The organism is Caldicellulosiruptor sp. DIB 104C (assembly GCF_028198085.1).
Lineage (GTDB): Bacteria > Bacillota > Thermoanaerobacteria > Caldicellulosiruptorales > Caldicellulosiruptoraceae > Caldicellulosiruptor > Caldicellulosiruptor saccharolyticus.
In genome coordinates, this window is the sequence record NZ_CP116337.1 from 2,629,877 (window position 1) to 2,644,602 (window position 14,726).

The following is a 14,726-nucleotide window of genomic DNA, read 5'->3' on the forward strand; positions in this document are numbered from 1 at the left end:
TTATTGAAGATTTGAAGATTTTATATAAATGATGAGGTGTTTAAAATGATATTAGATGCCAAAGAGGTAATTTCTGATGTAGACAAATATATGGAAATTATAGAGAAAGAAGAAATAATATTACAAAAGGATGGCAAGAAAATTGCCAAAATCGTTCCAATTAGGAAAAGGAAAAGGAGAAGAGATAATACAGAAGAAGTTTTAAAAGCAATAAAGGAACTGACAGGTATTGCAAAGGAGCTTAACATGGATGCAGATACAGTAAGAGAGGAGAGAATTTTGGGGAGTGACTAAGGTTGTAATTGATACAAATGTGGTTTTAGATTGGATATAAGGTAGAGAACCTTTTAAAGATGCTGCTGAGAAAATGTTCGAAATTATAACTTTAAGAAAAGATATAAAGGCATATGTGACTGCAAATAGTGTGACTGACCTCTTCTATGTTGCTAAAAAAACAATGAAAGTTGACAGAATTAGAAATTTACTTCTTATAATTTTCAAAAAGGTAGATATTATAAGTGTATTAAAAAGTGATATAATAAAATCATTAAAAAGTGACTATAATGATTTAGAGGATCATTACAAATTATTTGTGCTCTCAAGATACAGGCAGATTACTTGATTACTCGTGATAAAGAAATGCATAGTAATAAAATTAGAATAATAACCCCAGAAGAGTTTATAAAGGTGTTTTCTTCTTAAAACTTGAAAATACCTCAAAATTTAAAAAGAGGCTGTATTAGTTTTAAAGGCAGCCTCTTTAAATTTTACATTTTTGCAAAAAGGAGTGATATTTCCTTGCTTCTCAAAAAAATCTTCAAGTTTGATGCAGCGCACAACCTCACAAAGTACCATGGAAAGTGTGAAAAGTTGCATGGGCACACGTACAAGCTTGTTGTCACAGTCAAAGGAAAATTAGATGAGCAAGACATGGTTATAGATTTTGCCCTGCTCAAAGACATTGTCCAAAAAGAGGTCATAGACATTTTGGACCATGCATATTTGAATGATATAATCGAAAACCCAACAGCAGAAAACATTGCAAAGTGGATTTGGCAAAGGCTCTATGATAAAATTAAAGCGCAAAATTGTACCCTTTATGAAATTGAAGTCTGGGAAACAGAAGACAGTGGCGCAGTCTACAGGGGTGAAGATGATGATTGATGTTCAGAGCCAGAAAGACCTTCGCGGCATTAGCATTCAAAAAGTAGGGATAAAAGACTTGAATTGGCCAATTGTTGTGATGGACAGGGCGAACAAGACTCAAACAACCATCGCAAAAATCACTGCAGCTGCAGAGCTAAAAGGTGATATGAGAGGCACCCATATGTCACGATTTATTGAGGCAATAGATGAGCTAAATGTGGTAGGCCCAAAAGAAATAGAAAGGCTTCTTGACAGAATAAAGGAGAAGCTTGACTCTCAAAAAGCCTACGTTCGTTTTGACTTTCCATATTTTATAAACAAAAGAACACCTGTAACCGAGACCCTTGCACCTTTAAAAGTTGACTGCTACTTTGAAGCAGAAAAAGGCGAAAAGTTTGATTTAAAAGTAGGTGTAATTGTTCCTGTCCACACACTTTGCCCGTGCTCAAAAGAGATTTCTGAGTACGGTGCACACAACCAAAGAGCGTATGTGACAATTGAAGTTAAAATGAGGCGATTTATGTGGATTGAAGAGCTTGTTGAAATAGCAGAATCTTCTGCCTCATGCCCGCTGTATTCTATCTTAAAAAGACCTGATGAAAAATGGGTTACAGAACGTGCTTACCAGAACCCGAGGTTTGTTGAAGACCTTTTGCGTGAGGTTGTTGTAAAAATAAACAGTGACAAGCGAATCAAGTGGTACAAGGTTTTTGTTGAGAGCATAGAGAGTATTCATAACCACAACGCATTTGCATATATTGAAGGGGAGAATACAAAATGATACAATTAAAGTAATAAATCGGCTTTTGAAAAAGCGAGGGAAGGTTTTTTAAAACCGCCACGTAATGAAGATAAAGATATATACAAAAAGGCTGGGAATCAGTATTGCTGTGCTGGTGTTTGGGATTGTATTTATCTTTCTCTTGATAAAATATATAACAGTACGGAATGTCCTGCCGCAAGAGGACAATATAAACTATCTTAAAAAACTATTTGGTCTTAAAAATGCCCAGCTTGTTGAAAGTGATATCAAGCTCGAAAAGCTTCCTGATGAGACTTTTATGTACAAATACCTATTTGAAGATGATAAGTCAAAATATGAAATCTATATGAAAGAGAGCCAGTCAGTTGTTTACTTCAAAAAGTATCAACCATCAGATGTTGTAAATGACTTCTCATTCAATGATGTAAAATCAAAAGCATTCAAGCTTCTGTACAAATTTGCACCGTACACAAAAGGAAATGTTGAGCTTTATGTCACCCAAACCAAAGACAAATACATCTGCAACTTCTACCGTGTTGAAGGGGACAAAAAGGTGCTGTCAAATGAAGCAGTGATTGTTCTAAATAAAGACAATGGAGAACTTTTAGAGTTTGAAATAAACTGGTTTTCGAATATAAACTTTAAAACTGGTAGCAAAAAAGGGAATGAGGAGGAAAAAATTTTAAAAAGTATAAAGATTGTGCCAGCAATCAGCAGCGATTCTTTTTTAAAATATACGACATTAAACAATATTCTCTCCTTAAAAGACCTCTACTTTGACTATGTAGAAGGAAAAGTCTTCCCAGAGATCAATTTAAACCCAAATAAATTTAATCTCCAAGAGTACAACAATTACGTAGATTATGTCCAAAAGAAGGCATCAGTTGAGTATGTTAAGCTAAAATTTGGCAAGATTTTAAACATGCTATCGTCTCAGCAAAGAAGATTGCCATTTTCATTATCTGAATTCAAAATTGAGCCATCTGGTGGATATTCGTACAAAAAAGATAGTTTATATGGCAAGGTAGAGATATCGGCGGATAAGTTTGGAAACATCCTCAAGATGACAGCAAACCTCAAAGCATCTGGCAATATCAAGAAGGTAGAAGCTAAGGTTTTGAACGACAGGGCAGAGCAGCTCATGCAAACTCTTTTGGGAAAGTTTGTCACTGCTAAATCATATATTTTTGACAATGAGAAAGAACATGCTGTTTCATACAAATTCTATATTGGCGGGGCTTTTGTTATGGCAGGAAAGCTAAATATCAGCTTTGACAAGCTTTCTGGCGAGGTCACCACAGTTGATTTTGATTTAGGATTGAAGCCAGAGTTCATGGAAAAGGCAAAAGAAGTAAAGGACACAGCTGAGTACCTAAAACTTGTGAGATCCAGCGGGTTTGAAGAGGTGTATGTATTGACAAAAGACTATGGCAAGGTGTATCTTTTTGAAAAGAGTGTAGATGCACACTTGGCGCTAAAGCCAAAGTTTGACCTGACATATCTTATGAATGCAACAAAGTAAGATAAAATAGAAAGGGATGAGGTACATAGATGGAGATACTTATTAAAAATGCAAAGATTTTTACAATGGATGAAAAAGGAATAATCGAAAAAGGAGATATATTAATTAAAGATGGTAAAATACACAAAATTGATGAGAAAATCACGGCAAATGGTGCAGAGGTTATAGATGCAACTGGAAAACTTGTGTTTCCAGGGTTTATTGATGCGCATTCTCACATTGGGATGTGGGAGGACTCTGTTGGCTTTGAAGGAGCAGATGGCAATGAAGATTCAGACCCTGTCACACCACATCTTCGCGCAATTGATGCTATAAATCCATTTGACAGAAGTTTTGAAGAGGCGAGAGCAGGCGGGGTTACATGCGTTGCAACAGGCCCTGGGAGTGCAAATGTCATTGGCGGCCAGTTTTGTGTTATAAAAACATATGGCAAAAGAGTTGACAAGATGGTTATAAAAGAGCCGGCTGCGATGAAGGTTGCGTTTGGCGAAAATCCAAAAAGTGTTTACCATGAAAAGCATCAAGCGCCTCAGACACGCATGGCAACAGCTGCAATCTTAAGAGAAGCTCTTTTTAAAGCTAAAGAGTACTTAAACAAAAAGCTCGAAGCAGAAAAAGACGATGAAAAAGACCCTCCAGAGTTTGATATGAAAAGCGAAAGTTTGATTAAGGTACTAAATAAAGAGATTCCGCTCAAGGCACATGCGCACAGAGCAGATGATATCTTTACAGCTATCAGGATTGCAAAAGAATTTGATGTTAACCTGACTTTGGACCATGTGACAGATGGGTATTTGATTGTAGATGAGCTGAAAGAAGAGAACATCCCATGTATTGTTGGACCAAACCTTACAGACAGGTCAAAGGTTGAGCTTAAAAACCTTGACTTTAAAAACCCCGGAATATTAGCTAAAAACGGCATTCTTGTTGCTATCATGACCGACCATCCTGTAATTCCGCAAAAGTACCTAACACTTTGTGCAGCGCTTGCTTGCAAAAGTGGAATGGACGAGTTGGAAGCTTTAAAGGCAATTACAATAAACCCTGCAAAGATTTTAGGGGTTGACAGCAGGGTAGGAAGCATAAAAGAGGGCAAGGATGCAGATATTGTTATTTATAGTGGCCATCCATTTGAGCTTTTCTCTGAGGTAGAGTATGTACTTATAAACGGACAAGTTGTTTATAAGAGAAAATAATATTTTAGGTAAGATAGCAACAAAAATTTTCAAAGGATGTAAATGACCATGAAAGAACTAATTTCATACTCATATGATGAGACAATTTCAATTGGCTATAAGATAGGGAAAAACCTTTTTAAAGGTGCAATTGTGACGTTGCAAGGTGATCTTGGAAGTGGCAAGACTGCTTTGGTAAAAGGCATTGCAAGGGCTTTTTCGACAGATGATATTTCCAGCCCAACCTTTACTATATTTCATATTTATGATGGAAAATTGCCAGTGTACCATTTTGACATATACAGAATAGAAGAGGATGAACTTGAGGATATAGGCTATGAAGAGTATTTTTATAATGATGGTGTAACTTTGATAGAGTGGGCAGACAAACTAAAGAGACTTTATCCAAAAGAGTGCCTTAAAATTGTCATTGAAAGGCTTGATAGCAATGTTCGGAAAATTATTTTAGAAGGTATAGGGGATAGATACAAAAAGATAGAGGATGTGGTTGAAAAGGATGAGGATTTTGGGGATTGAGACATCGGGCAAGGTGGCAAGTGCCTGTATACTTGACGGTGAGAAGATTGTCTCAGAGATAACTCTTAACACAAAGCTTGTTCACTCTGTTATGTTAATTGACTTAATTGACTTGGCACTCAAAAATGCTTCAATTGACATCTCTGACATAGACCTGTTTGCAGCCTCAATAGGCCCTGGTTCTTTTACAGGGCTCAGAATCGGTGTTTCAACCATAAAAGGATTTTGTTTTGCTCTAAACAAACCTTGCATTGGTGTAAACACTTTAGAAGCACTTTGTTACAACTTTTATTCATCATCAGATTTTTTAATGCCAATTTTGGATGCAAAGTCTCAGAAAGTATTTGCAGGGGTTTTCAGGTTTGAGGATGGAGAACTTGTGACTTATGAAGAAACCTCAGTTTATGATGTTGATAGAGCAAAAGAAATGGCCAAAAAATACAACCCTATTCTTTTTGGCGAGGGGTTAGATGTATATGACTTTTCATCTTTTAGATTAGCACCAAAGTTTTTACAGTATCAAAGAGCTTCAAATGTGGCAATTGTAGCAAAAAGGCTTGCAGAAAAAGGCAAGTTACTTTCTCACTTTGAACTTGTCCCGCTGTATCTCAAAAAATCGTATGCAGAAGGGAAATGAGAATGACTCAAAAAGGTATTGTAAGACGTATGACAAAGGAAGATATTGATAGCGTTTATGAGATAGAAAAGCTTTCTTTTTCTGTGCCATGGAGCAAAGAAAGCTTTTTGGCAGAGACCGAAAATGATTATGCTATCTATTTTGTATACGAAGAGGACGCAAAAGTGTGGGGATTTGCCGGAATGCACCATATAGTTGATGAGGGGCATATTACAAACATCGCAGTGCATCCACAAAAACGAAGACAGGGCATTGGCAAAGCGCTTCTTTCTGCTCTGATCTCGTATGCAAAAGAAAATGGCATAATTGCCCTTACACTTGAGGTGAGAAGCAAAAACATCCCTGCAATCTCGCTTTACAAAAGCTTTGGATTCAAAGAGGCAGGCCTTCGCAAAAACTACTATACAAATCCGCCCGATGATGCCATAATAATGTGGCTTTATTTTAGAAATCTCAAGTCCTAAAGAAGCAATAAAACTGCTAATTTTGAAATTCCAATGCTTCTTCTATTTTCTTTAATATTTTTTTTGTTGCTTCTAAACACTCAATTGTATCTTCCTCGCTTACATACATGGGTTCATCAGGTGGGTATCTGACTTCAATGTAGAACATATTTATAAAAGAAACGTCCTTTATAAACTCTTTTAAAGAAGGTTCAAATTCCATCGCTTTTTTGCAGAGTTTAAGCAAATTGTGACCTTCATGAATTATTCCTGTCTTACGTAGCAAAAATGCTTTCAAATATTTTTCGACTGCCTGTTGACAATGAAAACAAACAAGGCCATTATCTCCTTCATGCTCATAAAGAATCTGAGCAGCTCTTAAGTCTTTTTTTCCCATTTCAATCCAATCTGTAAATTTCTTAGAATCTACCAAGAAGACTCACTCCTGTTCTATAAATTAAATTTGCAAACGTTGTTGTGTCGTTTTTAAGTCTTTCCCACTCTTCCGGTGTGTATACTATAATGTCAACATCTCTTGAGTAGTCTAAATTAAGTAGGATTTCTTGAACAAGCTTTCTTTTGTCAGATGTATCTATAATCAAGCAAAGGTCAATATCACTGTTTTTTCTAACAGCCCTTTTTGCAACAGAACCAAATACAATTATATCCTCAACAGGATACTTTTTAAGAATCTGTTCTTTTAAGTACTCAACTTCTTCATATATAGTCATGTTCTTTTCCATTTGCTATCTCCCTTAATTTTTCTTGTTATTTAATTATATCAAATTCTATCCGGCTTTTAAAATCTCTTTGCAAGCTCCAAAAGCTCTTCTTTTGGCATAGGCTTTCCAAAAAGATACCCTTGCCCAAAGTCACATGAGAAGGTTTTTAGAAGTTCTGCCTGTCTTTTATCTTCTATACCTTCTGCAACAACTTTCAGATCTAAAATATGAGAAAGGTTAATCAGGCTTTTTGCTAATTTTTGCTCTTTTTGGTCATAGGTCATATTTTGTATAAAGCTTCTATCAATCTTGACAATGTCAATTGGAAGCTGTTTTAGGTAGTTCAAAGATGAATAACCTGTTCCAAAATCGTCAAGCAAGATCTTTATGCCTCTTTCTTTTAAAAAGTTCAAAATCTCAATTGTCTTTCGGGGGTCAACCATTGCAACTGATTCTGTGATTTCAATGCCAAATGCTGTTGGTTCGATCTTCAAACTGTTTATAGAATATAGAACATTGTCTACAAAATTTGAGGTTGAAAACTCCTTCAATGAAACATTTACAGAAACATAGAAACTGTCATTTATCGCCATTTTGATTTCTTTCAAGTCGGAAACCGACCTTGAAATGACCCACTCACCAATCTTAGAAATCAGACCTGTTTGTTCAGCAATTGGAATAAAGGAAAGAGGTGGAATAAATCCTTTTTCTGGATGAATCCAGCGAATTAATGCCTCTGCTCCACAGATTTTCATTCTTTTAAGGTCAATAATAGGCTGATAAAACAATTCAAATTGATTTTGTTCAATTGCCTTTCTCAAAGACCATTCTAATTCAAATTGCTCCTGCAAAGCTTTGTCCATTTCTTTATTGTAAAAACAAAAAGTGTTTTTCCCTTTCTCTTTTGCACTATTCAAAGCTTTGTGAGCATTTTCCAAAAGTGTTGTTGCATCATTGCCATCATTAGGAAATATAGCAATTCCAATGCTGGCTGTTATATAGAATTCATAATCCATAATTTTCCAAAGTTTGTTAAATATGCTGGTAAATTTGTGTATAAAATAGTCAAGTAAATGGATATCAATAAAGTTATACAAAATTATTGCAAACTCATCGCCTGTAAGACGGGCAACAAAACCTTTGTCGGCTACTACTGATTTTAGTCTATTAGCAATCTTTTTCAAAACCGAATCTCCTGCTATATGTCCTAAAGTGTTGTTGACTTTGTTAAGGTTATCAATGTCTATATAGATAATAGCAAGCTGCTGATTTTTCAAATAAGCTTCTTTTACAGCCTTTTCAAGCACAAGCTGAAAATGGTTTTTGTTCGGAAGTCCTGTTAAACTGTCGAAAAAAGAAAGCTCTCTTATCTTTGCTTGATTTTTTGCAAGCTTTTTGTACTGAACAGCTAACTTCTCTTGTGTTTGTGAAAGCTCTGCATTTGTCTTTTGCAGTTCTTCTAAGGTATTTTGCAATTTGCTTTCGGAAAGATGTAAAGTGTATAACTTACCACGTATTAAAAAGTACAAAAGAATTCCAGTGATTACAACAAACATCCAGCCCTTCAAGATAGAAATCAATGAAAAAAGCTGTTTGCTTTCAAACATCTTACTTGCTATGTAGTCAGATGAAATAATCCACACACTACCCACAAGCATGTAAATTCCAGCTATTTTTGCAGCATAACTACTCGCTTTTCGACCCGCACCTTTGTTCTTTTCTTTCATTTTTTTACTCCACTATTTACTTTACATAACCTTTAAAAATATTTATACCCGGTTTGTAAAAATAATTAACATTAAAATTTAAAAGTTATTGACATATGCCAAAAATGAATATAAAATATGAAAGCACAAGAAAACTTTATGATAAGGAGAGATTTGAGTTGAGAGAAAATGTAATGCACCCAATTCCCAAAAATGAATTTACTGATGTTAAAAAGATTTATGCAATTGTCAGTGGCAAAGGCGGAGTTGGAAAAAGCCTTGTTACATCCCTTTTAGCGGTGGGACTGAGAAGAGAAGGGTTTGATGTAGGGGTGTTTGATGCTGATATTACAGGCCCTTCCATTCCAAAGATTTTTGGTGTAACTGGCGCAAAGATTGATTCTGACTCTAAAGCAATTTATCCTGTGAGGACTCATAATGATATAAGAATAATGTCAATGAATCTGCTTTTAAATAAAGAGGATGCTCCTGTTATTTGGAGAGGACCGCTCATTGCAAAAACAATAGAACAGTTTTGGACAGAGGTTGGCTGGGGTGTACTGGACTATCTTCTTATTGACATGCCACCTGGAACTGGTGATGTTGTTCTCACAGTTTTTCAGTCAATTCCAATTGATGGGATAATAATTGTAACATCTCCTCAAGACCTTGTATCTTTAATAGTCAAAAAAGCCTATAACATGGCAAAACAGATGGATATACCAATTGTGGGGATTGTAGAGAATATGAGCTATGCAATATGTCCTCATTGCGGAAAAGAGATTGAAATCTTTGGCAAAAGCAAATTAGAGAGCATAGCCCAGGAGTTAGATTTAAAAATTTTGGGCAAGGTTCCAATAGACCCAGAACTTACTAAACTTTGTGATGAAGGTGAAATTGAAAAGGCAAGGAACTTGTACCTGGATTCTTGCATTGAAGTTTTGAAGAAAGAGATTGCATAAAGAAAAGGCTTTTAGGTGGCTTTTTGTTTTAAAAACTTGAGAGCTTTTTAAGCGTCAAAACAATTTATCTTGGCTGATCAGTGCCCTTGTGAAAAAACAAGGGTAAAATTTTTTCAAAAAAGTTATTGACATATGCCAAAAACAGAGTATAATTATAATTGGCATATGCCAATAATAAGACAAAAACAGCTTCGGAGGTGAAAAATGATGCCTTGGGGTTTTGGACCTGCGTGGGCAGGAGGAGGATTTGCAAGAGGCTTTGGCAGAGGTTTTGGCGGCGGTTTTGGTTTTGGCAGAGGCCTTGGAATTTGCAAATGGCTATATTTGACAGGCTCAAGTGAAGTTCCTTTTGCTAAAGAAGCTTTGGAGTATGAAAAGCAGGTTTTAGAGCAAAGGTTAAAACTAATTGACAAGCTTCTTTCAAAGGATCAAAAACAAGAGTAAAAGCTAAAAATTTTTTGAAGGGGGGCTTTCAAAAAGGTAAATTCTCGTTGCCCCCCTAAAATACCTTTTTAGGTGTAGATTGAAAAGGAATGAGCTTCAGTTTCAAAATATGGTGAAATGATATGGTGGTGTATAAAAAGAGGGTTTTAAGAAATAATCAAATATGTGAAATGATACTTGACAATTTAAAAGAAAATGGCAACATTGCGAAAAAAGAAGACTTGGTTAAAAAACTAATAAGCTTTGCAAGTTTGAGTACTATCTATAGAGGTGTAGCCAGATTAGAGAAAAAAGGATTAATAGTAGCATTTGATGTAGCTAATGATAAATACATTGCCTATATCGGTGACAGGTCCAATAAGAGCTTGAATTTAACCTTCTTTGTATGTGATATATGTAATCAGAGATTCTGGCTAAAGCTGAGAAACACAACACTTGAAAAGGTTAAAAGAGAGATAAAAAAACTGTATGATTTTGATTCAAAATTTGTATTGTACGAATTTCACGGGGTTTGCAAAAATTGCTTGCTGTCCAAAAGTTCAAATCCATTGAGTTAAAAAAAGGAGGAGATAAACAATGAAAATAGCAGTTATGCTAATAGGTGACAAAATAAGCCTTCATTTTGGTGGCAGCGAAAAAGTTTGCATATATACAGTTGAAAATGGTGCTATTGTAGGAAAAGAATATTTTGACATGCCAGAGCACAGAGCTGGCCTTTTTACAAAGTTTATAAAAGAAAAAGGTGCAGACGTTGTAATTGCAGGGTCAATTGGTGAGCGGGCAAGATATATATTTGACAATCTTGGTATTAAGTATTTCATCGGTGTTTTGGGCTCTCCAGATGAAGCAGTTGAAAAGCTATTAAAAGGTGAGCTAAAATCAGATGAAATGCTTGCAAGAGAAATTCATGACCATGAAGAGGGGTTGCACCATCACAGGCATGGTCGAGGCATGCCTTCCTGATACCATTTTTCTAAGATGTGTAAACCCACAATGCTTACTTGCCAAACTATTTTGCGTTAAAAAAATGAAATATAGTGGTATAATAAACTATATAAAGAGAGAATTTAAGTTGGCGCAAAAATTTCAAGCAAAGGTGAGAACAAAAAAGGGGGCCTGAGTTTTGCCAAGACCAATTAGGTGCCGAAGGGTTGAGTTTTTACCAAAATTTAAGTATTTTTCTCCTGCTCAAGGGACCAGTGATGAAGTAACATTAAAGGTAGAAGAATTAGAGGCAATCAGGCTAAAAGATCTGGAAGGGCTGATGCAGGAAGAGTGTGCCCAGAAGATGCAAGTCTCGCGTCAGACCTTTCAACTCATTTTAGAAGAGGCAAGGAAAAAGATTGCAGATGCGCTTGTCCATGGCAAGGCTATAAGGATAGAAGGCGGGAATTATGTATATGGAAAGTGTTCATATATATGCCTAAACTGTGGAAAAGTCTTCGACTCAGATTACCATGAATGTCCAGATTGCCATTCGAAAGACATTGGTTGCACAAGAGGCAGAGGAAGATGCTATTGCTTTGGACATGGAAGAAGATAATTGATGATGAAAATTTTTTTATTTATTTTTAATTCCCACTTGACATATAGGAATAGTAGAGTATATAATATGATTGAAAATGGCATATGCCAAAAGGGGGATGAAATAAAGTGGAAAGAAAAATATTAGATGTTATGGGTATGAGCTGTGCTTCATGTGCAAGAGCTATTGAAAAGAGTGTAAGCAAAGTAGAAGGTGTAAATTCGGCTTCTGTAAATTTCGCCACAGAAAAGCTTGTTGTAGAGTATGACGAAACCAAAACTAACCTGGAGAAGATAAAAGAAGCTGTAAAGAAGGCAGGTTATGATGTAAAAGACATTCCAGATGACACGGCAAAAGATGTTATAATACCAATTAGTGGTATGTCATGTGCATCATGTGCAAGGGCTATTGAAAAATCTATCTCGAAGTTGCCGGGCATTAAAGAAGTGAGTGTTAATTTTGCAACAGAAAAAGCAAGAGTTGTTTATGATCCTTCCAAAGTAAGGCTTTCAGAGATTAAAGAAGCAATCAAAAAAGCAGGTTATACTCCACTTGAGGTAGAAGAAACTACTGCTGCAGAAAGCCAAGCAGATCGTAAAAAGCTTGAAGAGCAATACTGGTTCAAAAGATTTGTAATTTCAGCTATTTTTGCTGTACCAGTACTGTATATTGCGATGGGCAATATTATCGGTTTGCCCCTCCCTCAGATAATTGACCCTGATAAAAATCCTTTCAACTTTGTTTTTATCCAATTGATACTGTCAATACCAATCTTTATAGCAGGTATACGATTTTACACAGTGGGGTTTAGTAGGCTTATACAACGCCACCCAAATATGGATTCGTTGATTGCTATTGGTACTGCTGCAGCATATATATATGGAATCTATGGAATGTTTAAAATCGCTGCTGGTGATACAAGCTTTGTTGAAGAGTCGTATTTTGAGACAGCAGGAGTAATAATTACGCTCATTCTTCTTGGCAGATACTTTGAGGTGGTTTCAAAAGGAAGAGCATCTGATGCAATCAAAAAACTGATGGGACTTGCTCCAAAAACAGCAACTATTTTGCGTGACGGTCAGGAAACGGTTATTCCAATTGAAGAGATAGAAGTTGGAGATATTTTGATAATAAAACCTGGTGAGAAAATTCCAACTGATGGTGAAGTAATAGACGGAAGAACTTCTGTTGATGAGTCAATGCTAACCGGCGAAAGCATTCCAGTTGAAAAAACAGTTGGAAGCCCTGTATATGGTGGCACAATTAACAAAAACGGTACTATAAAAGTCAGAGCAACAAAAGTTGGTAAAGATACTGTGCTGTCGCAGATAATAAAGCTAATAGAGGAAGCGCAAGCTTCAAAACCACCAATTGCACGACTTGCAGACATTATTTCTGGCTATTTTGTCCCTGCGGTGATAGCAATTGCAATAATCTCGGGAACGCTTTGGTATGTATGGGGCAAACCAGGTAGCTTTGCCTTGAAAGTATTTATAACTGTGCTCATCATTGCATGCCCGTGCGCACTGGGGTTAGCAACACCGACTGCAGTAATGGTTGCAACAGGTAAGGGTGCTGAATTTGGAGTGCTGTTCAAAAGCGGTGAAGCGCTTGAGACATTGCATAAAATTGATACTATTGTTTTCGACAAGACAGGGACAATTACCGAAGGAAAACCAAAAGTTACAGACATCATAACTGCCGAAGGATTTGATGAATTAGAAGTCCTAAGACTTGCTGCCTCGGCAGAAAAAACATCAGAACATCCTTTGGCTGAGGCAATAGTAAACTATGCGAAAGAAAAGAACTTAGACCTTGTTGATGCACAAGAGTTTGAGGCTATTCCAGGGTTTGGAATTGAAGCTACAGTGGATGGCAAAAATATCTTGCTTGGCAATAGGAGGTTGATGGAACAGAGAAACGTAAGCATTTGGTTGACAGACGAGGTTCAGAGATTGTCACAAGAAGGAAAGACTGCTATGTTCATTGCAATTGATGGTAAGTTTGCTGGAATAATTGCTGTTGCTGATGTTATCAAACCTACAAGTAAAAAAGCGATAGAGATTTTGCATAAGATGGGCATTAACACTGTTATGTTAACAGGTGACAACAGGCAAACTGCTCTGGCAATAGCAAAACAGGTTGGCATAGATAAAGTTATTGCTGAAGTTTTGCCTCAAAATAAGGCTGAAGAAGTAAAAAAGCTCCAGACAGAAGGGAAAAAGGTTGTAATGGTTGGCGATGGAATCAATGATGCTCCAGCATTGACTCAGGCTGACGTTGGAATTGCAATTGGGTCTGGTACAGATGTTGCAATTGAATCTGCTGATGTTGTGCTAATGAAGAGCGATATAATGGATGTGGTGACAGCTATTGATCTTAGCAAGAAAGCAATAAGGAACATAAAACAGAATCTCTTCTGGGCATTTTTCTACAACACTGCTGGTATTCCAATTGCTGCTGGAGTTTTGCACATATTTGGCGGCCCGCTTTTGAACCCGGTAATAGCAGCTTTGGCAATGGCGTTCTCGTCTGTGTCGGTTGTCACAAACGCTCTGCGTTTGCGAAGATATAGACCTGCAAAATAAAAAATTTATTTGAAGAGGAGGGCTTTACAATGACAAAAAAGATTTATATTGAAGGCATGACATGTGACCATTGTGCGAAAGCTGTTGAGAATGCTCTCAAGGAACTTCATGGGGTAATGTCAGCAAGTGTAAACCTGGCAGAAAAGTATGCAATTGTTGAACTTCACCACCCCATCGAAGATGAGAAGTTTGTTGCTGCTGTGGATGATGCAGGCTATAAAGTAGTAAAGATTGAGTAAAAAGTTGGCAAGCTAATTAGCATTTTGAGCTAACCACTTTGGTTGCATCTGTGAAGAATTATCAAAGAAAATAAAAAATTTAATTAAGAAAGGAGTTGTTTTGAAATGACAAAAAAGATTTATATCAAGGGAATGGGAAGTGAACACTGTGCAAAAATAGTTGAGAACACTTTAAAATCCTTAGATGGCGTTCATTCTGTTAAAGTGGATTTGAAAGAAAAGGTTGCTACTGTTGAACTTCACAAAGATGTGAAGGACGACGAGTTTGTTCGAGCAATTGATGATGCAGGGTATGAAGTTGTAAGAATAGAATAGGG

General features: G+C 36.4%; 20 protein-coding genes. 17 read left to right on the forward strand and 3 right to left on the reverse strand.

What is annotated here, in order from left to right:
• Positions 1–45: 45 nt before the first annotated feature.
• The 9 genes from PGC14_RS12860 to rimI all read left to right on the forward strand — a co-directional run bounded on the left by PGC14_RS12860 (position 46) and on the right by rimI (position 6,244).
• Positions 46–294 (forward strand): hypothetical protein, encoded by a 249-nt coding sequence (locus PGC14_RS12860; RefSeq protein WP_271629147.1) that lies wholly within the window; start codon positions 46–48, stop codon positions 292–294.
• A gap of 73 nt (positions 295–367) precedes the next feature.
• A complete protein-coding gene (locus tag PGC14_RS12865; protein ID WP_271629148.1) occupies positions 368–622 on the forward strand; it encodes a hypothetical protein in 255 nt (84 codons plus the stop codon).
• Between the two features lie 176 nt (positions 623–798).
• Entirely contained in the window at positions 799–1,164 is a 366-nt protein-coding gene (gene queD / locus PGC14_RS12870; protein ID WP_127351017.1) for a 6-carboxytetrahydropterin synthase QueD, read from the forward strand.
• Positions 1,157–1,927 carry a GTP cyclohydrolase FolE2 gene (folE2, locus tag PGC14_RS12875; RefSeq protein WP_271629149.1) on the forward strand — a complete coding sequence of 257 codons (771 nt, stop codon included), beginning with the start codon at positions 1,157–1,159 and terminating at the stop codon, positions 1,925–1,927. Before queD ends, folE2 begins: the two co-directional genes overlap by 8 nt.
• A gap of 64 nt (positions 1,928–1,991) precedes the next feature.
• Complete coding sequence (locus tag PGC14_RS12880; protein WP_039767457.1) at positions 1,992–3,431, forward strand: hypothetical protein; 1,440 nt, start codon at positions 1,992–1,994, stop codon at positions 3,429–3,431.
• A 29-nt stretch (positions 3,432–3,460) separates the two neighbouring features.
• Entirely contained in the window at positions 3,461–4,627 is a 1,167-nt protein-coding gene (locus PGC14_RS12885; RefSeq protein ID WP_271629150.1) for an amidohydrolase, read from the forward strand.
• A 48-nt stretch (positions 4,628–4,675) separates the two neighbouring features.
• Complete coding sequence (tsaE, locus tag PGC14_RS12890) at positions 4,676–5,143, forward strand: tRNA (adenosine(37)-N6)-threonylcarbamoyltransferase complex ATPase subunit type 1 TsaE (RefSeq protein WP_039767452.1); 468 nt, start codon at positions 4,676–4,678, stop codon at positions 5,141–5,143.
• Entirely contained in the window at positions 5,124–5,780 is a 657-nt protein-coding gene (tsaB, locus tag PGC14_RS12895) for a tRNA (adenosine(37)-N6)-threonylcarbamoyltransferase complex dimerization subunit type 1 TsaB (protein WP_039767450.1), read from the forward strand. The genes tsaE and tsaB overlap by 20 nt, the downstream gene beginning before the upstream one ends.
• Positions 5,781–5,782: 2 nt before the next feature.
• Complete coding sequence (gene rimI, locus PGC14_RS12900) at positions 5,783–6,244, forward strand: ribosomal protein S18-alanine N-acetyltransferase (protein ID WP_039767448.1); 462 nt, start codon at positions 5,783–5,785, stop codon at positions 6,242–6,244.
• Between the two features lie 16 nt (positions 6,245–6,260).
• On the opposite strand, the gene PGC14_RS12905 is transcribed toward rimI, so the two are convergent.
• The 3 genes from PGC14_RS12905 to PGC14_RS12915 are packed head-to-tail and all read right to left on the reverse strand — an operon-like array spanning position 6,261 to position 8,672.
• The gene (locus tag PGC14_RS12905) at positions 6,261–6,656 is read right to left on the reverse strand and encodes a HEPN domain-containing protein (protein WP_039767446.1); all 396 of its coding nucleotides are present in this window, start codon (positions 6,654–6,656) and stop codon (positions 6,261–6,263) included.
• Entirely contained in the window at positions 6,643–6,966 is a 324-nt protein-coding gene (locus PGC14_RS12910) for a nucleotidyltransferase domain-containing protein (protein WP_039767445.1), read from the reverse strand. Before PGC14_RS12910 ends, PGC14_RS12905 begins: the two co-directional genes overlap by 14 nt.
• 56 nt (positions 6,967–7,022) lie before the next feature.
• Positions 7,023–8,672, reverse strand: coding sequence for a putative bifunctional diguanylate cyclase/phosphodiesterase (locus tag PGC14_RS12915; protein WP_271629151.1), 1,650 nt, complete (start codon positions 8,670–8,672; stop codon positions 7,023–7,025).
• Between the two features lie 158 nt (positions 8,673–8,830).
• Between PGC14_RS12915 and PGC14_RS12920 the strand changes: the two genes are divergently transcribed.
• The 8 genes from PGC14_RS12920 to PGC14_RS12955 all read left to right on the forward strand — a co-directional run bounded on the left by PGC14_RS12920 (position 8,831) and on the right by PGC14_RS12955 (position 14,724).
• A complete protein-coding gene (locus tag PGC14_RS12920; RefSeq protein ID WP_271629152.1) occupies positions 8,831–9,613 on the forward strand; it encodes an Mrp/NBP35 family ATP-binding protein in 783 nt (260 codons plus the stop codon).
• A 207-nt stretch (positions 9,614–9,820) separates the two neighbouring features.
• A complete protein-coding gene (locus PGC14_RS12925; RefSeq protein ID WP_271629153.1) occupies positions 9,821–10,057 on the forward strand; it encodes a DUF5320 family protein in 237 nt (78 codons plus the stop codon).
• Positions 10,058–10,179: 122 nt separating this feature from the next.
• Entirely contained in the window at positions 10,180–10,614 is a 435-nt protein-coding gene (locus tag PGC14_RS12930; RefSeq protein ID WP_271629154.1) for a hypothetical protein, read from the forward strand.
• 19 nt (positions 10,615–10,633) lie between these two features.
• Positions 10,634–11,020 carry a NifB/NifX family molybdenum-iron cluster-binding protein gene (locus PGC14_RS12935; protein WP_271629155.1) on the forward strand — a complete coding sequence of 129 codons (387 nt, stop codon included), beginning with the start codon at positions 10,634–10,636 and terminating at the stop codon, positions 11,018–11,020.
• A 160-nt stretch (positions 11,021–11,180) separates the two neighbouring features.
• Complete coding sequence (locus tag PGC14_RS12940; protein WP_271629156.1) at positions 11,181–11,600, forward strand: DUF134 domain-containing protein; 420 nt, start codon at positions 11,181–11,183, stop codon at positions 11,598–11,600.
• 110 nt (positions 11,601–11,710) lie between these two features.
• Positions 11,711–14,170, forward strand: coding sequence for a heavy metal translocating P-type ATPase (locus PGC14_RS12945; RefSeq protein WP_271629157.1), 2,460 nt, complete (start codon positions 11,711–11,713; stop codon positions 14,168–14,170).
• A gap of 29 nt (positions 14,171–14,199) precedes the next feature.
• On the forward strand, positions 14,200–14,409 hold the full coding sequence (locus PGC14_RS12950; RefSeq protein WP_011915840.1) for a heavy-metal-associated domain-containing protein: 210 nt from the start codon (positions 14,200–14,202) through the stop codon (positions 14,407–14,409).
• A gap of 105 nt (positions 14,410–14,514) precedes the next feature.
• Positions 14,515–14,724: a heavy-metal-associated domain-containing protein gene (locus tag PGC14_RS12955; protein WP_039767428.1), complete on the forward strand. Its 210-nt coding sequence runs from the start codon at positions 14,515–14,517 to the stop codon at positions 14,722–14,724.
• Positions 14,725–14,726 lie beyond the last annotated feature (2 nt).